The sequence below is a fragment of the Nostoc sp. genome (genome assembly GCF_036919595.1).
Taxonomy (GTDB): Bacteria; Cyanobacteriota; Cyanobacteriia; order Cyanobacteriales; family Nostocaceae; genus Nostoc.
In genome coordinates this window covers 1-22,648 of record NZ_JBALCO010000106.1, presented here as the reverse complement: position 1 = coordinate 22,648, position 22,648 = coordinate 1, and the positions used below count along the sequence as shown (strand labels likewise).

Below are 22,648 nucleotides of genomic sequence, written 5' to 3'. Positions count from 1 at the left end.
CGTGGGTTGGATGAGGTTTTACTGGCGGCATAATTACCCCAATTTAAATTTGCAAAATGTAAAGAGAATCATCCGATCGCCATTCTGAACGAGCCAGAGTATAATACACTACATCTAAGTTATAAAACTGAGCATTTCTCTGGTATTTCAAGCCGCATTTCTCCATCACACGACGCGAAGCTATATTTTCTGGTGCAGTGATGGCGACGATATGATCTAGCTTGGCTTCCTCAAAGCCATACCTCAAACTTACCTTTGCGGCTTCGGTGGCAATTCCTTGATTCCAGTAAGCTTCGTCTAACCGATAGAGAACTTCGACTTCAGGGCTATTTGGTAAAAAATTCAGCCCCCAATGACCAATTAATTTGGCGGTGGCTTTTTCCATTACAGCCCAGACACCAAAACCGTGCTGTTGCCAGTGTGTAATAAAAAATTTTAATATTTCCTGTGTTACTTCTTTGACCTGATCTTTTGGTATCGGCCCTCTGGGTGAATACCTCATAACTGCTGGATTGCTCAAAATGGGAGCAAGTTCATCCAGCTCTTGAGGAGTACATGGTCTCAGTAGCAGTCTCGCAGTTTCTATCTCAGGCATGATATCAGAGCAGGAGGCCAAACACTACTTTAAACAAGCGTATTTTTTTTTTGCAAACATTAATATAATGCTCTTACTATGAGCATCTACCAATCTCTGAAAAAATCTTATACGCAACATCGTCGGAGTGAAAATGACTGGCGGTTGTTTTTGCGTCTAGTGCCTTATGCCCGTCGTAGCGGAGGACTGTTGACGCTGTCGATGTGCCTACTCATACCGATCGCGCTAGCTAATGCCATACAACCACTGTTGATTGGCCAAACTATCTCCCTAATTCGCAATGAACCAAGCACTTACGAATTTCTCAGGAATCGCCCCTTGTCGCAAGGGCTAAATATCCTGGAGGGATTATTGGTAATTGCGATTGCAATCCGATTGATTTTGACAGGCTACCAGGGTTATCTAGTCCAGAAGTTAGGGCAACAAATCACCGCAGCAATTCGCCAAGACTTATTTCAGCATGTGACATCTTTAGCAGTACGCTTTTTTGACCGCACGCCCGTAGGTAAATTAATCACCAGAATCACCAGCGATGTGGAAGTGTTAGGCGATGTCTTTTCTACTGGGGCAATTGGCATTGTGTCCAATTTGTTTTCCATGCTGGTGATTTTGGGTTTAATGTTTTCCATCCAATGGCAACTCACTTGCTTGCTGCTATTGATGTTGTTACCAGTAACCTGGTTAATTGTTTACATTCAGCAACAGTACCGCAAAGCCAATTACAAAGGGCGGGAAGAACTTTCTACCCTGAACTCACAGCTACAAGAAAATGTCCTCGGCATTAACGTGGTGCAGCTGTTCCGCAGGGAAAAATTCAATGCCGAATTGTTTCGCGCCACAAACAGTCACTACACTCAGCAAATGGATCAAACCATCTTTTATGATTCATTTATTTCAGCAACCTTGGAATGGATTGGTCTGATTGCGATCGCAGGTGTTTTGTTGGTAGGTGGTTGGTTACTATTGGGAAAAGGCTTGACTTTTGGAACTTTATCCGCATTTGTATTGTATGCCCAGCGATTATTTGACCCTTTAAGGGATTTTGCGGAAAAATTTACGGTAATTCAAGCTGGTTTCACTGCCATTGAACGCGTAGGCGATATATTAGATGAACCGATAGAAATCCGCGATCGCGCCAATGTGCGCTTCTCAATATTTGATGCTAAATTCGGCTACATAGATGAGATAGTTGCAAATCAAGAATCCCCAGACCTGACTTCCCCGCCGGAACTGGGAGAAATTCGCTTTGATCACGTCTGGTTTGCTTACAAAAATGATGATTACGTAATTAAAGACTTAGATTTCACCATTCATCCTGGTGAAAAAGTGGCATTAGTCGGCCCCACAGGTGCGGGTAAAACATCGATCATCCGTCTTTTGTGCCGCCTCTACGAACCCACCCAAGGACGCATTCTCATCGATGGTATCGATATTCGGGAAGTACCACAGGCAGAACTGCGGCGCTACATGGCAGTAATTCTACAAGAAGGCTTTTTGTTTGCTGGCGATGTTAAAAGCAACATTTCTTTAGGAGATGGCTATACCGTTGAACAGATTCAACAAGCAGCAGAGCAAACCAATATTGCCCAGTTTATAGAAGAACTACCCCAAGGGTATAATACTCAACTTCGAGAACGGGGTACAAATATTTCTAGTGGTCAAAAGCAACTTTTAGCCTTTGCACGGGCTGCCATTCGCAACCCTCAAATTTTGGTATTAGATGAAGCTACTGCGAGTTTAGATGTTGGCACAGAAGCTTTAGTTCAAGAGGCATTAAACGAGCTTTTGCTCAGACGTACCGCGATTATTATCGCTCACCGCCTGTCTACGATTCGCAATGTAGATCGGATTTTTGTTCTCAAGCGTGGCGAATTAATCGAGCAGGGAAGTCATGATCAACTACTGCAACAGGGAGGACTTTACGCTACTTTACATAACTTGCAGATGTTGGGAACTTAGATTGGGAAAGGTCGTATCATTGGGGTTGGTATTTGTTTGCGTTAGCGCGATCGCAATCTGCACTCAATCAACCAGAAGCAGCACTGCCCAGATGGTAAAACTATTGCCTCAGTTAGTCAAGACAACACCATAAAACTCTGGAGTCTAAATAGCAAAAATAATAAAAGTTTAGCAACTTTAAGCGGTGATGAGCCGATTACCAACGTGAGTTTTAGCCCAGATGGCAAGATGATTGCTTCAGCTGGGGTGACAAAAGTGAAACTCTGGAGCATTGATAGTACTTTACAGTTTTGATCTTTCAATTAACTAGACAAGCCAAAGGGCAAAATCCCCTTGTTAAAGATAGGCAAACTGACGCCACAATATACTAAATACACATTTGACCTACCACTTTTGGCGCATCCACCCGTAGACTCATCTGCTCACAACGCACAGTTAACCAAGGCTGACCTAAACCTATTCCAGAAAAAGGACTTTCGGTGGGGATTTCTAACTTAGAACTAATCAAACCCAATACAGACTCAAATGCAGCAGGGAATATCAGCAAATCAGCACCCTTGGCGCTGAAAGCAGAGGCACTTAACCATTGTCGCCATGCCAAGTTCTGCCGATTATAGTTAAGACTACACAGCTTCCGGTTTTCCTGATGCACACTAACACGCTCTCCTTGTTCCCAGGTAAACTCAGCTAGTTCCTTCGGTAGTCCCCAAATTTCTCGACCACCAGCCACTGAATCAGCATTATCTACATAAATGTGAGAAATCCAAGCGCCGATTTTGCTCTGGTAATTAACCAAAGCGGGGGCAATAATTAACTCACTGTACTCCAGTACCGAGCCTGACCGATAATTAGATAAATACACGCTAGCGAGAGTTTTACCAGGCCATACAGAAAAAATTTTTAACTCTAAGGGAATCAAGGGGCGCACTCGGTCAATATTTACCAAATGCAGAGTTTGGATAGCGTAGCCTTGAAGTGTCCAAGGTGCTTGTGGATATGGCATAGAACAATTTTAGATTTTAAATTTTGGATTTTGGATTGAGAAAGTAAAAAGTACAAATTTTTACTTTTGCTTTTTATGTTTTAACTTTTGATCTACTTATCATCCATAGGACTTACGCAGACTCTACGATTTATTGGCGTTCTTCTTTGCCAGACGCTACGCGATGGCGGTTCGAGAAATTAATTAAGAGCGATTTTTGTGTAAGTTGTAACCTATTATCTATTAGCAAATGACATATAAAAAATCCCCACCCAGGCATTTGTCTGGATGGGAAGTATGAGGTGGGACAAAATAATCTTCCTAAAAGAGGTAGGGGAATTATTTGCTCTCTGTAAAATCAGCGTCAATCACATCGTCGCCGCTACCAGAGCTAGATGTGGAACCGCTATCTTGAGGTTCAGTACCTGGTGTAGCACCGCCACCAGCTTGTTGATAGATATTGCTACCAACAGCGAATAGCGCTTGTTGCAATTCTGGAGTGAGCTTCTTGATTTGCTCATCGTCGTCTTTAGCAACTGCTTCCCGCAGTTCTTTCACCAAACCTTCGACTTTGGTCTTGTCAGCAGCGGGAACTTTATCGCCCAATTCTTGTAGCTGCTTCTCAGCTTGGTATGCTAAGGAGTCGGCTTGGTTCTTGCGTTCAATCTTCTCACGCCGTTCTTTGTCAGATGAAGCGTTTTGTTCAGCTTCTCTCACCATCCGGTCAACGTCAGTTTTATCCAGGGTGGAAGCACCAGTTATACTGATAGACTGTTCTTTAGCAGTACCCTTGTCCTTAGCTGTGACGTTAAGGATACCGTTGGCATCAATGTCGAACACCACTTCAATTTGAGGAACACCGCGTGGTGCAGCAGGAATACCATCGAGGCGGAAGGTTCCCAAGCTCTTGTTATCGTTAGAGAATTCACGTTCACCTTGAAGGACATGAATTTCTACGTTGGTTTGACCATCCACTGCCGTGGAGAAGACTTCCGATTTTTTGGTAGGAATTGTCGTGTTGCGGGGGATAATTTTGGTCATCACGCCGCCTAAGGTTTCTACACCCAAAGATAACGGTGTCACATCTAACAGCAAGATGCCAGTTACATCACCAGCCAGTACCCCGGCTTGAATGGCTGCACCAACTGCTACGACTTCATCAGGGTTGACGCTCTGGTTAGGGTCTTTACCCAATACCTGCTTCACAATCTGTTGGACTGCGGGAATGCGGGTAGAACCACCAACTAACACCACTTCATCAATATCGCCTTTGTTTAACTTGGCATCCCGGAGGGCGTTTTGCACAGGAATACGGCAACGGTCGATTAAGTCAGAGCAAAGTTCTTCAAACTGGGCGCGAGTTAGGGTTGTATCCAGGTGCTTGGGGCCATCCTGGGTAGCAGTGATAAATGGCAGGTTCATTTCTGCTTGGCTGACGCTAGAAAGCTCAATTTTGGCTTTTTCTGCGGCTTCCGTCAGACGCTGTAAGGCTTGTTTGTCTTTCCGCAGCTCAATGCCTTCGGCTTTCTTGAACTTCTCAGCTAAGAAGTCAACTATTTTTTTATCGAAGTCGTCACCGCCGAGGTGGGTATCACCAGATGTGGCTAATACTTCAAAAACTCCATCTCCTACTTCCAGCACAGAAACGTCGAAGGTACCACCACCAAGGTCAAATACGAGAATGGTTTCGTTACTCTTCTTGTCAAATCCATATGCCAGAGAAGCAGCGGTAGGCTCGTTGATAATCCGCAGAACTTCAATACCTGCAATTTTACCAGCGTCTTTTGTCGCTTGCCGTTGGGAGTCGTTAAAGTATGCCGGAACGGTGATTACAGCTTGGGTTACGGTTTCGCCCAGGTATTTGCTGGCATCTTCAACTAGTTTACGAAGAACTTTTGCAGAAATTTCTTCCGGAGCAAACGGTTTACCAACTATAGGACAATCTAATTTAACATTGCCGTTGCTGCTGAGGACTTTGTAAGAAACTTCTGTAGCTTCGTTACTAACTTCGTCGTAGCGGCGTCCGATAAAGCGTTTGACTGAGTAAAACGTATTTTCGGGGTTCATCACCGCTTGGCGTTTGGCGATTTGACCAACCAAGTTGTCACCATTTTTCGCAAATGCGACCACTGATGGCGTTGTCCGAAAACCTTCAGCATTAGCAATTACTGTGGGTTTACCACCTTCCATCACTGCCACGCAGGAGTTCGTTGTTCCTAAGTCAATTCCAACTACTTTTGCCATTTTTAGGTGCTGGCTCCGTATAACTACAAATGAATGAATGAGAATATAAAGGACTAAATTTTGAACCAACAGGGTCAATAAATCAGCCAGTTCAGCATGAAGACCTTTGGTTTGGCTTTCCTGGGGTTAAAACTCCAGACTATGCTGATATATATACTGAAGCTTAGTGGTAGCCAGTCCATGAAGGGTGGTTTCCCGAACCTTGCTTAGGACGGTTATACTAACTAAATAGTTTTTTTAGTTGGTTCATGGATTGATTTCCTTTTCTTTGTCTAATGTATGAGAATTAATACTTTCAGTAATTAGGGTGAACCGTAACGGCAGAGTGGTGTTTGCCGTCTTTAGAGCTAATAAATTACAAAAGCACTGAGGATAGAACGAGATTAAAAGGGGCGATCGCTTCCGTAATTACGTATAATCGGCAATATTTGGGGATTGGGCACTTGTACTGAGCTATCTCGACTTCTCTATGAGACGCTACGCGAACGCTCGCTCGATGGAGCCGTAGCTGTTGGCGCAGCCTCTCCAAGAGTTGTATGGGGCATTGAATAAAATATTACTCAGTACGGACTGAACCATAGCTATCCGCTAACAGCACTCACTCAAGCCTAGAGAAAAGAGTTTCCCAATCAATCACAGGTGGTCTTTGTCCTTGGTTGACGAGTTCAAAAATTTTCCTAGCACTACTTGGCTGAAAAAGGCATTCCACACAAGCACTGGCTACGTCAATCCGGCTGGCATCACCCGAAAGTGTATCCCCTGTACCTACTACCACACCGTATTTACCCCCTGTTTTTGCCTTCAGGAGGGTATTGAGATCGGATGAGGTATAGGGCCCGTCAATAAGGCGTCCGGCGCGGATAACAGTGTAGGGTAATCCGGAATTAATAATGGACTCCTCGCCCTTTTGTTTGGCATCCAAGACGCCAAAAGCATTAAGAATACTAAAAGGAAACTTATCTTTACGGAGAATTCCACAAGAAGAGACGAAAACGAATCGCTTCAAATTCCGGGGTGCTGCTGCCACTAGGTTGCTTACACCTTGGGCATCGACCTTTGCCGGACTATTCTTTGCCTTTGCCTGACTAGATTGGGGGTTAAGAAAAATTGTTCCCCATTTAAGCAAGTTCGGGGATTGGTCAAACTCCCATTTCGTAGAGGGAAAGGCAGTGGTTCCAGTACAATTTATGATGTGGGTGACATCTGGCATTGCGGCTGGCAGTGTAGCTGGCTGGCGGATGTCACCAACGGCAATTTCCACTCTTTGGTTAAACATCTCTTCAGCTTTTGCAGCATTGCGTGTCAGAACGCGAACTTTCAAACCCTTTTCTAGCAGCTTGCCTACCACCAGTTGCCCCACTCCACCAGTGGCACCAGCAACTAGTACCAAATCTTTAACTGAAGTTTCAAAAGAAGTCATAAAGTGCCTTTGAGATAGTCTATTGCTAATCTACTAAAAAATGCGATGTCTACAACGGGCACAGTTGCGGCACATCGCAAAAATAGATCCAGATTAAAAATTTTGCTAATGGTGAAATTTCTCAAATCCAGTGTTTTACAGGGCAAATGAATCAGGTATTTACGAACCTCTTGGCAAATGCAATCGATGCTTTAGAAGAGGGTTTCCAAAAAGAACTTTGTCAAAATCCCTTGATTTGTATTTCTTGTGAACAGGTAAATGAAAATGCCGTGATTCGGATTGCTGATAATGGAGCAGGAATTCCAGAAGAAATCCAGTCGCGTTTATTTGACCCTTTTTTCACCACGAAACCAATTGGTAAAGGGACTGGTATGGGATTATCGATCAGCTACCAGATAATTACTGAAAAGCATGGTGGATCTTTGCAATGCATTTCATCACCGGGACAGGGTGCAGAGTCTGTAATTGCAATCCCGATTTGAGTCGAAAAATCAGTACAATTATCAATAAAAGATCGCCATGATCGGGTAACAGGGTAAGTACAAATGTTTTTCAGCCTATAAATAACTGCGTAGGCGTAGCCCGTCGTAGACATCGCACTTAGAGGGGAAATTGCGCTCGAATTGTTCGGTTCTACCACTGTCATCAGTACACAAATAGATATAACCTCTTAAGTAGTAGTCAAATGTCTACCTAGACGCTGTTAGTCGCTCTTGAATTAAGGGGTGAAAACCTGTGTACGAATGGATATTGCCAAGTCTGAGCGAAATCTTGGCTGAAAATCAATCAAGTGTAGCTGAATGTTCACCTGTTAAAGCAGAGCGGCAGTGGCGTGTCAGCCTCGCAGCGACAGAACATTTGCTATCAAATACTCTAGCAGGTGGTTCAAAAAACATAACCCAAGGATTAGTTTTAGCTGCACCAGTGCCCTTATTTAGTCAGCCAAAACTGACTCAAAGCTTACAGACAGTAACTTTTACGGCAAAACCATTTAACCCCTTGGCGCTGATGCCATTTCAGATGCCAGATGGGATGTTTGCGGCAAACTACGCCAACGCATCTGTAAATGAAGAAATTGCTCCCCATGAATCAGTACTTCCCTTATTACCTGCCGATCCGCTAGGGGCAGAACAGTTTTGCTTAGTTTTCACAGATAAATTTAGATTAGTGCTAGTTTTAGCGACACACAAAAACGGTAAAAAAACCTTTTCATTTTCTTTTGAGCCAGAAGTAGTGCAGCAGGCTTGGCGATCGCTAGGAGCAAGGGTAATGCTGGCTAATCCAGAATTTTTTGCCCACCTGGATGCATTAGTCCAACAGTATTCCCCGGTAGCACCAGATTGCCGCATCGTACTTGAGTTTAGCCAATTGTTGCTTCAGGAATTAACAGAAGTAGAAGAGACTAGGGACTCCTTACTAAGGACTGGGGAAGAAGCTCTTGAGCAGGGGAGCAGAGTTTTCCCCAATGCCCAATCCCCAAATCCTGATGTGGAATTGCTCCAAGCCTTCGCTCACGAAGTCCGCACCCCTTTAACAACTATTCGTACCATGACTCGCTTGCTGTTGAAGCGGCGAGACTTAGATGCCAGCGTGATTAATCGCTTAAAAATTATCGATCACGAGTGTACCGAGCAAATTGACCGCATGGAGTTGCTGTTTAAGGCAGCAGAACTGGAAACTACTGCCTCAGTAAAATATTCAAAAACTCAACTCACGCCGATGTCTTTAGATCAGGTGTTGCAGCAGAGTATTCCCCGTTGGGAACAAGCAGCGCATCGGCGGAACTTAACTTTAAATGTTATTTTACCCCAACAACTACCAACAGTGGTAAGCAATCCCACGATGCTGGATCAGGTACTCAGTGGGTTGATAGAAAATTTCACTCGCAGCTTACCTGCTGGTAGCCATATTCAAGTACAAGTTATTCCGGCTGGAGATCAACTGAAGTTACAATTATCGCCCCAATTCAGGTGCAAAGATTCCAATAAAGCTGCCACACCTGGAACGCCACCAATTCGCAAAGCACTTGGTCAATTACTGATGTTCCAACCAGAAACGGGTACGATTAGTTTGAATATCGCCGCAACCAAGCATTTGTTTCAGGCGATCGGTGGCAAACTGATTGTACGCCAGCGTCCACACTATGGGGAAGTTTTGACGATTTTCCTGCCTTTAGAAGTTAGCAATAAGCATAAGTCAGGAGCTAAAAGTTAGGAGTCAATACAATTTTGGATTTTGGATGGCAACTCTTAGAGACGCTCTTGCCGCTCAGTCGAAGATTTTAGATACCTTATTGGCAAGTCATAATGCTCCGCCAAATTTCTGCCGCGCTACCAAAAACTTTTAGTTAAGAATCATCAGTAAGCTTGGGAAAACAAGGAATTAAAAATTAATTATTCACAATTTAACTAATTATATTTTTCTTAAAATTTTAATTCCTTTTATTAACTTTTTGAGCCAGATAGATTATGCCACAGTTTGTGATGCTGTTTTCTGGTTAATTTTAAATAAAGGTAAAATTAGATAGCACCACAAAGTTAACTTAGGGGATAATCATAACTGATCACTCATTTTCTATTGCGATCGCTCTTGGGGTATTGCCAACAGTTGCCAGTTGCACTGTAAATGTGGAACCTTCATATAATTTACTTTTTACAGAAATAGATCCGCCACAGCGCAGCAGCAATTGCTGTACAATTGTTAATCCCAACCCAGCACCTCCATAATTTTCAGTTGCTGCTGTACGCACACGATAAAATCGGTCAAAGATTTTGGGAATTTCGTTTTCGGCAATACCGATACCTGTGTCGCGAAATTCTAATTGGACATAATCGCCTTGAATCCGGGCACGCACCCATACTTGACCCCCATTCGGAGTAAACTTAATGCTGTTGTGCAGCAGATTAATCACAATCTGCCTCAGCCCACCACTCACACACCAAATAGATGGAAGTTCAGTGGGTACGGTGTAGGCTAGCATGATCCCTTTTTCTTGGGCTACAGGTTGGTAGGTACTGACTACTCCAGGTACAATATCTGAGAGCCGCACTGACTCTAAAGCCGTCCCTTCTAAATTACGTTCTATCTGCACCAGTTCCAGTAAACCAGTAATTAGGGAATTTTGCTGATCGCACTGGGTATTTAACATCTGTAAATAACGTTGTCGCTGCGGGGGTTTGAGATTAGGGGAATTCAATAACGAAAGTGCTGTTTTCATATGCGTCAGGGGTGTACGCAGTTCGTGACATAGATTATTCAGATATTCATCTTGGAGTTGGTCTTTGTTGTGCAGTTCTTGATTTAGCTGCTGCAACTTGGTAGTGCGGGCTGTGATGATTTGACGATTAATTTCATCTTGTCGCAGGAGTTGTTTTGTAAACAGTTGATTTATCAGTGCGGCTTGGGGCGCAGTTGGACAAGTAAAATCAATCGGTATTGGGGATGATTCTGGCGCAATCGCTTGTTGGATACCATTTAATACTTGCTGAATTACTCTTCCCTCAACAGTAGTTATAATCAGCAACGGCTGGTTTTTATTAGTATTTACCTTCCCCGATGTCTGATTTTTGCGTTTTTTAAGTGGTCGATGAGCCAAAATTAAACTGCAAAACTGGGGCGATAACACCATCAGAAAGTTTTCCCGTCGCAGTTGGCTATCTGGTGGTAGGTGAACGGGGACATCATAAGGAGATGAGGGGATATTTTCTTCCCCTGTTCCCCCATCTCCCCCTTTCCCACTCTCGTCAATCTGGCAAGTATAAATGAAACTAGATGCACCTACGGAGGATTGATAACGCGCTAATTCTGATTGCCAAATTTTTTCTGGTGGTAGCTTCACCCATAAAGTGGCTGCAATTTGCTGTTCAATTAGTAAGTCAATTTGCGCTCTCACCAGTGATAGCAGAGTAGCAGGACTGAGGGACAATGGTTTAGGAGGCACTTGCACTCCCATAACCAGTTGATAAACAGACAGATCCTTAGCCAGAGAAACATTCATGAGTCAAGCACAACAAGGATGAAGCAAGAAATAATTCTGTCTTCGATTTTCACCTTTATATGCGTATTTTTTACAAAATTCCTACGGAAAGAAACATGAACATGAATTATGGGTGATTTTTGTTGTGTAGAATACGCATTTTCGGGTAGCACAGCTGTGCTACCCTACTTGGAATTAGGCTTGTATGTTCAGTCTTTGGTGTAAAGCGTCGCGTGCGTGTTCTCTGTCGTCAAAATGGATTTTCTCAGTACCGAGAATTTGATAGTCTTCATGACCTTTACCAGCAAGCAAAACTCCATCACCTGGTTGTGCTTGTAAAATAGCGGTACGAATTGCGATCGCTCGATCGCAAATTACAGTTGGCTGCACTGTGTCAGCAATTCCCGCCAAAACATCTTTCAAAATCCGTTCTGGGTCTTCAGTCCGGGGATTATCCGATGTCACCACGGCTATGTCTGCTAATTCAGCAGCAATTTTACCCATTTTTGGGCGCTTGGTGCGATCGCGATCGCCGCCACAACCAAACACGCAAATCACTTTACCAGGTACAAACGGACGTGCTGCTTTCAGCAAATTTTCCAAACTATCAGGTGTGTGAGCATAATCCACAATCACGCTAATATCTTGGTCAGGACTAATCTCTACTCGTTCCATCCGTCCAGGAACTCCCGGAAACTCAGGGATCACAGATCCGAGTAACTGCAAATCTAGCCCTAAGTATAAAACTGCTCCTGCGGCTGCTAGAAGATTTTCTAAATTATATTGACCAACTAAGGGCGATCGAAAAGCCACGTCACCTTTTGGTGTATGTAATGTACCACTGACACCATTCGGCTGGTAACTTAAATCACTCATCCATAAATCAGCGCTGTTATCGTTGACACTGTAACTCCAAACCCGTTCGGAATCTAACGAGGCAATTAACCGCTTCCCGTAGGAATCATCAGCATTAATTATTGCGCGTCCCTTGAGATAATCAGGGCTAAATAACAACGCTTTGGCAGCAAAGTAATCTTCCATGTCGCTGTGATAGTCGAGATGGTCTTGAGTAAGATTACTGAACACCGCCACCTCAAATTGACAACCCAACACTCTACCTTGGGCCAAAGCGTGGGAACTTACTTCCATCACCCCGAACTCACTACCAGCATTTATAGCTTCTCTTAGCTGCTGTTGCAGTTCCACTGCAAAGGGCGTAGTGTAGGCAGCAGTTTGCTTAAAACCTGCCCAACGAGTGTAGAGAGTTCCCATCAAAGCTGTAGCTAGATTAGCTTTGATCAGCAGAAATTCGATTAAATGAGTAGTTGTAGTTTTGCCATTTGTACCAGTTACACCCACCAGCTTGAGTTTTTGTCCCGGATAACCGTAAAAAGCACTGGCTATCTGGGCACAAGCTTGAGTTATGTTACTTGCACTGATTACCACACCCTGATTTGTGGGAGGATTTTTCTGTGCAGCTTCCGGGGAGACGATCGCAGCTACAGCCCCTGATGCGATCGCACTTTGCCAAAAATCCCCACCATCAACCCGCTCTCCTGGCATCCCAATAAACAAATCTCCCACAATACAAGCATGGGAATTCGTCTTCAAACCCCTAACTTCCACATCCTCCATCAGATGGCTAGGCAATTGCTCAACACTATCTACCGCTGTTAGTAATTCCCGCAATTTCATCTTGTGAACCTCGTCAGATGCATATCTTGCGCTTATTCTGCATTATTTTTTTCTAATTGGCTAAATACTTACGCAACATTTGCTCCAATTGCTGCACACTAGCACGAGGAGAAGGACGCGGCAATGGTGCTTCTATAATTTCTTTCTCTGCGCCACGGACACTTTGCTCAACGGGGGGGAACCCCCGCACGCAAGTGTCCTCCTCTGCGTCTGTGTGGTTCGATAAATAAAGTACTGGCACCTCATATTGATACGCAGCAAACCAATCTTCACGAGTCGTAATATCCCTAATTTCCAACTCGAAACTGAGATTTTGGATTTGTTCTAGCTTTTCCTGCAAGCCTTCACATAAATGACAGCCGGGTTTACTGTATAAAATTAATCGCATTTGTTAATTAATTACCATGAACACTATTCTACACATTCATAGTCGCAGAACTTTTCGGTCTACGAAGTTGTGCTGGCGTTGTAGTATCATGCAATGAAAACGCACGTCTTTCTGTTAGACACGGCGGAAGCAGTTTCTAAAGCTGCAACGTTGAGGTGTCTTGAGTATTATATTGTTGTTCCGATCTCTAATAGTTTTTTACAAAGGAGCATTGTAGATAGGAGTTGCAACCGAGGAAGAATTCAACATGAGCAGTAGTTCGTATGTGTACATGAGAAATTTTTAGGAGAATATAGCATGAAAGCTGCAGTTTTAACCAATTATCACCAACCTCTGGAACTTCGTGATGTATCTATACCGGACATCGGTCCATTGGATGTCCTAATTAAAGTCCATGCCTGCGGAGTTTGCGGTTCGGATGTGCATTTGGTTGACGAGGATTTTAAGGGAATGTCAACATTACCAGTGATTCCTGGTCACGAGGTTGCTGGAGTTATTGAACAAGTCGGCGAACAAGTCAACTATCTCAAAAAGGGCGATCGCGTTGGCGTTCCTTGGGCTCAACACACCTGTGGCCATTGCCGTTACTGCGTAAGCGGTGAATCAATTTTATGTCCAGAGCAACTGGTGACCGGTGTTAGCCTTAATGGAGGATATGCAGAATATACTAAAGCCCCCGCTCGTGACGTGACTGTTATCCCCGATGAAATTTCCTTTGAGGAAGCAGCACCCCTATTTTGTGCAGGACTTACTGTTTACACCCCCTTCAATTACGTCGGCTTCAAACCAGGACAAACTGTTGTTGTGATGGGTATAGGAGGACTGGGACATTTGGCGCTGCAGTTTGCCCATGCTTTAGGAGCACGGACAATTGCAGTCAGCAGAGGCGAAGATAAACTCCAACTTGCGAAGGAAAAACTGGGAGCAGATGAAGTGATCGACTCTAGCACTGACGAATGGGTGCAAAAGGTGCAGCAGATGGGTGGTGCTGATGTCATTCTCTCAACTGCCAATTCATCCAAGCTGATGGGACAGGCGATCCACGCCCTTGCTCCGAATGGAACGTTAGTACTGCTAGCTGTGGAAAATAAAGAAATCCTCTTTCCGCCGGCAATGGATTTGATCGGTGGCCGTCGCCGGGTAATGGGCAGTCCGAGTGGCTCTATAAAAGATATGCGCGAAACATTAGAAGTCGCTGCCAAACACGGCGTTCGCCCGATGATTGAAACTCATCCTCTAGAAAATGCCCAACAGGCTCTTGAGCATGTGCGCGATGGCAAGCCGCGTTTTCGAGCAGTACTGACGATGAATTAAAAAAGCCTCATCTAATTCTTGATAGATTCTGGCGGCTTGCGATGGCGTACCCGCCCTTTCCGGTGGGTGGTTACGCCATCGTAAAAACTCTTTCACCTTCGACCAACAGTTTTCAATCGGTGAAAAATCAGGAGAATTAAGGAGACAAGTACACTAGTCTTGCTCCAACGGCAACAAAAAGCTTCCTTTCAGAAAAATTAGCTCAAGTTCACTAGACCGAAAAGTTCTGCGTTAGTGTACCCCTACAAAGAAGCAAGCTACGCCTAGCCTCTGGTAGAGAAGGTATCGCTCTGAAGGACTACCAAAAAATAAACCCAAGGACGCACAGGAGGAAAAATGAGAACAGAAGGGTTTAATGTGGGTGAGTATGTTGATCAAATAGCGTTATTGTTGGATTTGCAGCTAAGAGATGAGTATCGAGATAGTGTGGTGGCAAATTTTGAGAGAATTAGGGCGATCGCTAATCTTGTTAATGAGTTTCCTTTGGCTGAAGAAATTGAAGCTGCACCTATATTTGAACCATAATAGCTAACTTTAGTTGAAATGCTAGTCTGTGAAGGGTTTGAGGTTCCTTTGCTAATTGGGTGCAGCAAAACCTTTTAGAAGTGTGCAAACCACTCGAAAACCGAAGTCGTAAACCGCTACATCCGAATTGCTTCCGTCTAAACGGGCAGATGAACGGCAAACGCTTGACTGACTGAACCATGAACCACCCCGTAGTAGCCAAGGATTATTATTTCCACTTACCCAAGGACTTCCATCAGCAGGCATTCCCCGGTAATTATTGTGGTATTTGTCTCGGCACCATTCCCAAACATTGCCATGCATCTCATACAAACCAAAAGCATTCGCAGGTAAACTACCAACATCCACAGTCTCCTGACGATTTTCACCTTGGGGAGCAGAACCATAAGTATACTCGCCATTATAGTTAGCTATTTTAGTCGTAATCGTCTCACCAAAATAGAACGGGGTAGTCGTTCCAGCACGAGCTGCATACTCCCACTCTGCCTCGGTGGGTAAACGATAACTCTTGCTAGTCATGAGCGACAGCTTTTGACAAAAATCGACTGCATCATTCCAACTTACTTGTTCGACAGGTCGTTTAGCCCCTTGGAAGTAAGAGGGGTTGATGTCCATAACTGCTTGATACTGTTCTTGAGTGACCGTAAATTTACCCATGAAAAAAGGTTTAACGGTCATAGGATGCTGCGGCCCCTCATTGGAGTTTCGCTCTTTTTCTGTTAGTGGTGAACCCATGAGAAATTGACCGCCAGGAATTTCTACCATCTCCAGTGTGTTATTGTTACCAAGGTCTTCTACAAAAAAATTTGCCTGACCAGGACTGATTGTGGTGCTGTTTCCTTGCTGATCTACCTTCATGACTTCAAATTGGAAGGTTTTTAAAGCAAATTCCTTAGGATTTACACTTTTCTTCGGTAATGCTGGAGTCTCCTTCGGGGACGGTACTGGAATATTATTTGTGGGAATAGATGAGATTGATGGCAAAGTTTTTTTCTCGCCAGAGTTGTTGAGCAAGAGTTTCTCAACCACAATTGCAAAGCTAAAGCTAGCTCCCATTAACCCCACGGTTTGAATAACTCTGCGCCGCGACCAGTTAACTGGTTGTTGTGGTAGTGGTGGCGGTGGAGGCAGTTTTTTTGAAAGGTCTTGTAGCACTTCGGTTGCGTTAGCGTAACGTAAACTGTAATGACGACGCACCATCTTGGTTAACACATTAGCTAGATGCTTACTTACCTGTGCTTTATGACGCCAGAGAATTTCACCTGTTTTGGCATCCTCTTCAAAGTCCACTGCCGAAATACCCGTCAATGCTTGAATCACCGTCACTCCCAAGGCATATATATCACTAGCAAATATGGGTTTAGCATTCTTTTGCTCATTAGGCATATAGCCAGGAGTACCTATGATCACACTAGAAGTCACTTTACCTTCTACATTTACTATCAGAGCGCCAAGTTCCTTGACTGCCCCAAAGTCAATCAGAAAAATCTTCCCGTCCCGATGCCGTCGCATCAAATTCTCCGGCTTGATGTCGCGGTGAATTACCTGCTCATTATGTACGAAGGACAGAACTTCCAAAACATCTTGTAATAGCTTAATGACATAACCTTCACTTAACTGCTTACCTGGAATGATTTCTTGCTTTAGATCATGTCCTTCGATGAACTCTTGAACAATATAAAGGTTCTTATTTTCTCTAAAATGCGCTAATAATTGAGGAATTTGGGAATATTTACCCAACTTTTCCAGAACAGTCGCTTCTGTTTCAAAAAACTCCACAATCCGAGGCTCATTATGTTCAGGACGCAATTGCTTGACAACACATAACGGCTGACTGGGTTGTAGATAATCTTTTGCTAGAAAGGTAATTGCAAAGCCGCCGCCACCCAATTCCCGAATAATTTCGTAGCGTCCAACCAGCATGCCCACAACAATCTTAGACTCCTAGAAATCTGATGAATTTGAGCATAATTGTTACTAACTGCATTTTACAAATCAACTTGACGTATTATACCAATTTTTCTGTATAATACCCTTCTTTAGATGTAATCAGCTAAATGCACATCTCTTAATATTCCAGCATGAATTTTGATTCAGCCGATGCCATAACAATAGCTGCTGCTGTACGCGAAGCTAAAGTAAGCGCAGTGGAAGTTACCAAGGCTGCGTTAGCACGTATAGCAGCGCAAGATAATCAACTCAACTGTTTTACGGCTGTGACTGTTGAAACAGCTTTAACAGATGCAGCACGCATTGGCAGGGAAATTGCCCAAGGTAATAATCCGGGAACGCTTGCTGGTGTGCCTTTTGCAGTGAAAAATCTCTTCGATATCACTGGTTTAACGACTCTGGCGGGGTCGAAAATCAATACAGAAAACCCAGCAGCTACCCAAGATGCAACCGCAATAACGAAGCTGAAACAAGCGGGTGCTGTGCTGGTTGGCGCTTTGAATATGGATGAGTACGCCTATGGGTTTGTGACGGAAAATTCCCATTACGGTGCTACTCATAACCCCCATGATTTACAGCGAGTTGCTGGTGGTTCTTCGGGTGGTTCGGCGGCGGCGGTTGCTGCTGGGTTAGTACCGCTGACGCTGGGTTCTGATACTAATGGTTCAATTCGCGTTCCGGCGGCATTGTGTGGCGTTTTTGGTTTTAAACCAACTTATGGACGCTTGTCTCGGGCTGGGGTAGCTTTATTTTCTAGCAGTTTTGACCACATTGGCCCTTTTGCGCGTTCGGTGCAGGATATTGCTACGGTGTTTGATGTGCTTCAGGGAGAAGACGATCGCGATCCAGTTTGCACAAAGCGTCCGCCGGAATTGGTTTTATCACAACTTAAGCAAGATATTTCTGGTATCAGAATTGCCATTGCTGCTGATTATTTCACTAAAGGCGCAGAATCGGAAGCTTTAGCAGCAGTTCAAAAGGTAGCTGATGCAATAGATGTCACTGAATACGTAACAATACCAGAAGCACACCGCGCCCGGGCAGCAGCTTTTGTGATTACAGCTAGCGAAGGCGCAAATCTGCATTTGGAAAAATTGCGATCGCGTCCCCAGGATTTTGATCCAGCTACACGTGATCGCTTTTTGGCTGGGGCGTTAATTCCAAGTAACTGGTATCTCCAAGCCCAACGCTTTAGAAAATGGTATCGCGATCGCGTTCGGGAAGTCTTGCAAAATGTCGATGTAATTCTTGCCCCAACTACACCAATTTCCGCACCGCTAATTGGTCAACAAACCATGATTTTGGATGGTGAAGAAATTCTTGTCCGTCCTCATTTAGGATTATTTACTCAACCATTATCTTTTATTGGCTTACCAGTTTTATCAGTACCAATTCAGCGCCCAAATGCCTTACCTTTGGGTGTGCAATTGATAGCAGCACCATATAATGAAGCGTTAATTTTACGGGTTGCAGCTGCGTTAGAGTCCAAAGGTGTAGTTTCAGCACCAGTGATTTTCAACGCTCTCAACTAAAGCTAATCATTTCCGATGTTGTGAATGAAGTGATTGTAAAATGGAAAAATTACGCCTTCGATTTACTAAGATTGAGTTTTTTCAGCAGGAGAAATATCCTCTACCGCTAGTTTCAAGGTTCTAGGGATCTGAATTCCTTGGACTGCAATTCTAGTTACTATAAACAAAGACATCGCTAACCATAACAGATGAACACTTTGCAACTTCCAAGCAAGGGCTGCTGTGGGAATAAACCCTAGCCCAGTTGCGATAAAAGCCGCATTGCGGAGGATTAATCCTTCTGCCAAACCAAAGAAATAAGCTTCAATTGAGACGGCAAACGCATACAGCCCCAGCACGCTCATTAGCCAGGGAATGTAGGGATCGATTTGGGTGGTTATTTCCGTATGATTTGTGAGTAGTCCAAATACGGTTTGAGGAAATAGGATGCAGGTAAGGGACATGATGACTGCAAACATCAGAGTTACGCCTATAGAAACGCCAAGCAGTGGCACCATCTGCCCCTGCTCCTTTGTGCCATGAAAGTTGCCCGTTAAGGTTTCGGTTGCATAAGACAAGCCATTGAGTATTTGAATCCCTAGCGTCATGAACTCAATCAGCAAGACATTTTCTGCAAAGGCGATTCTTCCCATCCCAGCAAACAGATTGGTAAAAGCCCAAAAAGTAAACCCGATCGCCAGTGTCCGTATAAAGAGATCCCGACTCAGGGCAAAAGTCTCATTCCAGGCAGATTTGTCCCAAAGCTGAGGCGCGACGGCACGGATTTCCTGCCACTGGATTTCACTCTTCACCCAAATTAGTCCTAGCATCATCATCAGAAATTGGCTCAAAGCTTGTGCCAAACCTGCTCCCATGCTTTCCAAACCTGCTCGTAGAATCATCTGGTAACTCAAGATGATGTTGACGACGTTGCCAAAAACCGACAAGACTAAGACTTTCTGGCTCTGTTCACGCCCCATCAGCCAGCCGAACAGCACCATATTCACCAGGACCGCAGGTACACCCCAAATCCTCGTGTTGAAGTAGTCCACCGCAGCCGCTTTCACGTCTGGAGTATTGTTCAAGACAATAAACCCCAACTCTCGCAGTGGGTATTGCAGGAGCAAAACAACAAATCCCAAGCCGAGGGCAATTAAAACATTCCGTAAGCCTAGCAGCAGCACTTCCTCTTGATCATTTCTTCCAATCGCCTGGGCAGTCGTGCCAGTGACAGAGAGACGCAAAAAATTCAATGCTCGATAGAAGTAATTAAACACAACCGTCGCCAGTGCAACGCCAGCTAAATGACGAATGTCTTGCAAGTGTCCTAAAAAGGAAACGCTAACCATTCCAGACAGCGGTATCATTAAATTGGAGAGCATATTGGCGATCGCTAATCTGAAATAGCGAGGAATCCATCGGTCTTGCAAATCATTATTTACTAACATTTGGAATCGGTTAGCTGATGCGATTGAGCTATTTAACTAATTACTAATTCCGAATAGGCTACACCCCGCTACGTACCCCTACGGGGATCTTGCTACGCAAAGCGTCTTGTAGAGAAGACCACGCTGCCTCACTCAATTATCAAATTGGTGGTCTTGAATTAGTTGTAAATAAATCCTAAACTAATTTAATTACGAATTATGTAGCTTACTTCTCATTTTTGGCGAGTATTATCAATTACGAATTATTTTAAGGAACTCCAAAAATTAAATTATCCAAATTATTGTATCCAATGCAACTATTAGATTCTTTTTCCCTTGCTCAAGAACTGCTTCCACAGCGACTGGATATTTTTTTATTTGAAAGTTCCTTAACCCCTGTCAAGTCGCTTATCGAAATTAAAAATTAAAAATTATTAATTAAAAATTTAATAAATCTTAATAGACTTTAAATCTTACTCCCCAACGTTACAAGGGTTGGGGCTGTTCTTGTTAGGTCTGTATTGCGCTCAATTGAGAAGCGCTATATTTCAATCAATATGCGAATTAAAATCTACGCTAAACTCAAGGGGACTTTCCACGGGGTTTGGGAGGAACAGCAGGTATCCCAATTGCCGCGAAAACTTCTCCAGTTTATATTATCCGCCTATTTACTTAAGTAGCGGCCCAATAGCCTTGGCCCACTCATCAGCCATCTTATCGTAGCCGTGCTGCGTAGGATGTATTTTATCAGAGCGAATATCATTCTTTGTAAGTACGCGATTCATGTCAACCAACTTAATACTATGACCATGCGCTTGCTCATAGCTGACAATGTTCGGAATCCCTGCATTTATTTTTTGAATTCCGGCATTATATTTGTCATTAGTAGAAAGCCCAATTTTGGCAACTAATAAATGTACTTTTGGAGTATCGTGAAATATCTGATTAATCAGCGATTGTAGTCGGACATGTGCATTGATTAGATCGTAGTTTTGTACTCCATCATTAGTCCCGATGTACAATAGAATTATATCTGGATTGTAAGTAGCAAGCGCATGATCCACCAATGCGGCAATCTGATCAATGCGATAACCCGGATGGCCCTCATGGTGTTTGTCGCCGAGGCTTTTGGGGCCATTAGATTGGGAGCCGACAAAATGAATGTTCCATTTGTTTGCCAGCGCTATATTCCACAACTTAATGCGATAGCCACCTCCGTTAGGAACGCCAGCAGTGATGGACGCCCCCAGTGGCATAATTCTATGGCCGTTAAGTGCTGCCTGAACTGGTAGATGGGGTGACAGGTTCTCAACGGTCAAATTGATTATAATTGCAAGCAAAACTCCTGTTAATATACGAAGTACAAATTTTGTCATCTTTTGTCATCATTAAACATTTAGTATAAATTGATTTAGATTACATAATTATAAGTTACGCACTACCGTTTAGTAGCTCAAAGGTAACGCCGACGCAATATCGAATTAATCCCAATTACACATATACCGAATAGTGTTGCTGCCGTTTTTGGTTCTGGAATTTGCTGTGGTGTCTGGAAAGAACCACTCAAAAAAGCTTGACCTCTCAACAGAGCAGTTGGATCAACATTGAGTGACTCAATTTCACTAAAGTTAAATATCCCTGTAGCACCATTGAACCTACCTGCACCACCAGTGATAGTTATAGTACCAGAACCTACTAATTTGCGGTTAATAAAGTCAAATGCAGCAGTCGCACTACTCCTGCCAAATAATTTATCACCACTGCCAAAAAACTCATCTCTGCCGATTGGCAAGCCTTGTAAACCAAATTTTGTTGCGTCTTGAACAAATACGAGATTACCAGTATTGGGGTCAATTCGGCTGTAGTTATTTATGCTAGAAAAGTTCCTCAGACCATACGGAGCATCAGAATTTAAACCTGAGACAAATGCTTTAGATACGTCGGTCGATAGAATAGGTATGAGAGTAACTTCCGTGTCGTATACTACGTCAAATGGATAAATCGTCTGGGCGTTCGCTTTTGCTGTATTCGCACCGACACTGAGTAAACAGAAAACTAGCGGCACAAGACATATACTATGCGATCGCATATTAATTTTTATCACCTAAAACCCCTAATATTAATTTCTAACTTATCAGAGATTGTTATAAGCTTTATGCAATTTTAAGAAGAAATTAGAAAACTCGCTATTTTGCTTGAGAGCGATCGCCTGAGCATATACCCCCTACTTCGCTGTATCGGCTTACCAGTTTTAAGACAATATATTAGGAACACTCAATTTTTTATAACTAAACTTGAAGCGGTAGTTAATACAACTTAAGCTGTGGTTACAAATGCTCATGATGTTATAAGTAAACTTGAAGCGTGAGTTAATACGGCTTAAGCATTATTTATAAATACTCATGATGTTATAAGTAAACTTGAAGCTGTAGTTAATACAGCTTAAGCTGTGGTTATAAATGTTGAAGCTGTAGTTAATACAGCTTCAGTTGTGGTTATGAATGTTGAAGCTGTAGTTAATACAGTTTCATCTGTGGTTATGAATGCTCAAATTGCACTTAATTATTAGGTATCCGCTCAGAAAACCGGGGCAGGGAGAAAAAAGTAAGTAAGTGCGTCGTAGAATATGAAACATGACGCAACAATCATCACCAGATCAAGA

The 22,648-nt window shown here is 43.5% G+C and carries 17 protein-coding genes and 1 pseudogene; 7 read left to right on the top strand and 11 right to left on the bottom strand.

Annotated features, from left to right (window positions below; all coding sequences use genetic code 11):
- Positions 1 to 43 precede the first annotated feature (43 nt).
- Positions 44 to 595 (bottom strand): GNAT family N-acetyltransferase, encoded by a 552-nt coding sequence (locus tag V7K21_RS16390; RefSeq protein WP_335175940.1) that lies wholly within the window; start codon positions 593 to 595, stop codon positions 44 to 46.
- 78 nt (positions 596 to 673) lie between these two features.
- On the opposite strand from V7K21_RS16390, the gene V7K21_RS16385 reads away from it, so the two are divergent.
- Both V7K21_RS16385 and V7K21_RS30780 read left to right on the top strand, forming a co-directional pair.
- Positions 674 to 2,554: an ABC transporter ATP-binding protein gene (locus V7K21_RS16385; protein ID WP_335175938.1), complete on the top strand. Its 1,881-nt coding sequence runs from the start codon at positions 674 to 676 to the stop codon at positions 2,552 to 2,554.
- Positions 2,555 to 2,611: 57 nt separating this feature from the next.
- The gene (locus V7K21_RS30780; RefSeq protein WP_442948896.1) at positions 2,612 to 2,848 is read left to right on the top strand and encodes a WD40 repeat domain-containing protein; all 237 of its coding nucleotides are present in this window, start codon (positions 2,612 to 2,614) and stop codon (positions 2,846 to 2,848) included.
- A 73-nt stretch (positions 2,849 to 2,921) separates the two neighbouring features.
- On the opposite strand, the gene V7K21_RS16375 is transcribed toward V7K21_RS30780, so the two are convergent.
- The 3 genes from V7K21_RS16375 to V7K21_RS16365 all read right to left on the bottom strand — a co-directional run bounded on the left by V7K21_RS16375 (position 2,922) and on the right by V7K21_RS16365 (position 7,200).
- Complete coding sequence (locus V7K21_RS16375; RefSeq protein ID WP_335175935.1) at positions 2,922 to 3,557, bottom strand: acetoacetate decarboxylase family protein; 636 nt, start codon at positions 3,555 to 3,557, stop codon at positions 2,922 to 2,924.
- A gap of 318 nt (positions 3,558 to 3,875) precedes the next feature.
- Positions 3,876 to 5,780 (bottom strand): molecular chaperone DnaK, encoded by a 1,905-nt coding sequence (dnaK, locus tag V7K21_RS16370; RefSeq protein ID WP_298908348.1) that lies wholly within the window; start codon positions 5,778 to 5,780, stop codon positions 3,876 to 3,878.
- A gap of 598 nt (positions 5,781 to 6,378) precedes the next feature.
- Positions 6,379 to 7,200 (bottom strand): SDR family oxidoreductase, encoded by an 822-nt coding sequence (locus tag V7K21_RS16365; RefSeq protein ID WP_335175933.1) that lies wholly within the window; start codon positions 7,198 to 7,200, stop codon positions 6,379 to 6,381.
- A 110-nt stretch (positions 7,201 to 7,310) separates the two neighbouring features.
- Between V7K21_RS16365 and V7K21_RS16360 the strand changes: the two are divergent.
- Positions 7,311 to 7,682, top strand: a pseudogene (locus V7K21_RS16360) (sensor histidine kinase); the annotation flags it as partial.
- Positions 7,683 to 7,935: 253 nt separating this feature from the next.
- Complete coding sequence (locus V7K21_RS16355; RefSeq protein ID WP_335175929.1) at positions 7,936 to 9,414, top strand: sensor histidine kinase; 1,479 nt, start codon at positions 7,936 to 7,938, stop codon at positions 9,412 to 9,414.
- A gap of 349 nt (positions 9,415 to 9,763) precedes the next feature.
- On the opposite strand, the gene V7K21_RS16350 is transcribed toward V7K21_RS16355, so the two are convergent.
- From V7K21_RS16350 to V7K21_RS16340, 3 genes are all read right to left on the bottom strand, one after another.
- Positions 9,764 to 11,197: a DICT sensory domain-containing protein gene (locus V7K21_RS16350; protein ID WP_335175927.1), complete on the bottom strand. Its 1,434-nt coding sequence runs from the start codon at positions 11,195 to 11,197 to the stop codon at positions 9,764 to 9,766.
- A gap of 174 nt (positions 11,198 to 11,371) precedes the next feature.
- Positions 11,372 to 12,871 (bottom strand): UDP-N-acetylmuramoyl-L-alanyl-D-glutamate--2,6-diaminopimelate ligase, encoded by a 1,500-nt coding sequence (locus V7K21_RS16345; RefSeq protein WP_335175925.1) that lies wholly within the window; start codon positions 12,869 to 12,871, stop codon positions 11,372 to 11,374.
- A gap of 52 nt (positions 12,872 to 12,923) precedes the next feature.
- Positions 12,924 to 13,259, bottom strand: coding sequence for a glutaredoxin family protein (locus V7K21_RS16340; RefSeq protein ID WP_335175924.1), 336 nt, complete (start codon positions 13,257 to 13,259; stop codon positions 12,924 to 12,926).
- Positions 13,260 to 13,556: 297 nt separating this feature from the next.
- Here V7K21_RS16340 and V7K21_RS16335 point away from each other — a divergent pair, with 297 nt between their 5' ends.
- Positions 13,557 to 14,573: an alcohol dehydrogenase catalytic domain-containing protein gene (locus tag V7K21_RS16335; RefSeq protein ID WP_335175922.1), complete on the top strand. Its 1,017-nt coding sequence runs from the start codon at positions 13,557 to 13,559 to the stop codon at positions 14,571 to 14,573.
- A 336-nt stretch (positions 14,574 to 14,909) separates the two neighbouring features.
- A complete protein-coding gene (locus V7K21_RS16330) occupies positions 14,910 to 15,098 on the top strand; it encodes a DUF4089 domain-containing protein (protein WP_335175920.1) in 189 nt (62 codons plus the stop codon).
- Between the two features lie 51 nt (positions 15,099 to 15,149).
- Here V7K21_RS16330 and V7K21_RS16325 read toward each other — a convergent pair whose 3' ends face one another.
- Positions 15,150 to 17,021 carry a bifunctional serine/threonine-protein kinase/formylglycine-generating enzyme family protein gene (locus tag V7K21_RS16325; RefSeq protein WP_335176007.1) on the bottom strand — a complete coding sequence of 624 codons (1,872 nt, stop codon included), beginning with the start codon at positions 17,019 to 17,021 and terminating at the stop codon, positions 15,150 to 15,152.
- A gap of 158 nt (positions 17,022 to 17,179) precedes the next feature.
- Here V7K21_RS16325 and V7K21_RS16320 point away from each other — a divergent pair, with 158 nt between their 5' ends.
- On the top strand, positions 17,180 to 18,580 hold the full coding sequence (locus V7K21_RS16320; protein ID WP_335175918.1) for an AtzE family amidohydrolase: 1,401 nt from the start codon (positions 17,180 to 17,182) through the stop codon (positions 18,578 to 18,580).
- Positions 18,581 to 18,645: 65 nt separating this feature from the next.
- On the opposite strand, the gene gntT is transcribed toward V7K21_RS16320, so the two are convergent.
- From gntT to V7K21_RS16305, 3 genes are all read right to left on the bottom strand, one after another.
- Complete coding sequence (gntT, locus tag V7K21_RS16315; RefSeq protein ID WP_335175916.1) at positions 18,646 to 20,007, bottom strand: guanitoxin biosynthesis MATE family efflux transporter GntT; 1,362 nt, start codon at positions 20,005 to 20,007, stop codon at positions 18,646 to 18,648.
- A 647-nt stretch (positions 20,008 to 20,654) separates the two neighbouring features.
- Positions 20,655 to 21,362, bottom strand: coding sequence for an SGNH/GDSL hydrolase family protein (locus V7K21_RS16310; RefSeq protein WP_335175914.1), 708 nt, complete (start codon positions 21,360 to 21,362; stop codon positions 20,655 to 20,657).
- Between the two features lie 77 nt (positions 21,363 to 21,439).
- Positions 21,440 to 22,090, bottom strand: coding sequence for a hypothetical protein (locus V7K21_RS16305; protein ID WP_335175912.1), 651 nt, complete (start codon positions 22,088 to 22,090; stop codon positions 21,440 to 21,442).
- Positions 22,091 to 22,648 lie beyond the last annotated feature (558 nt).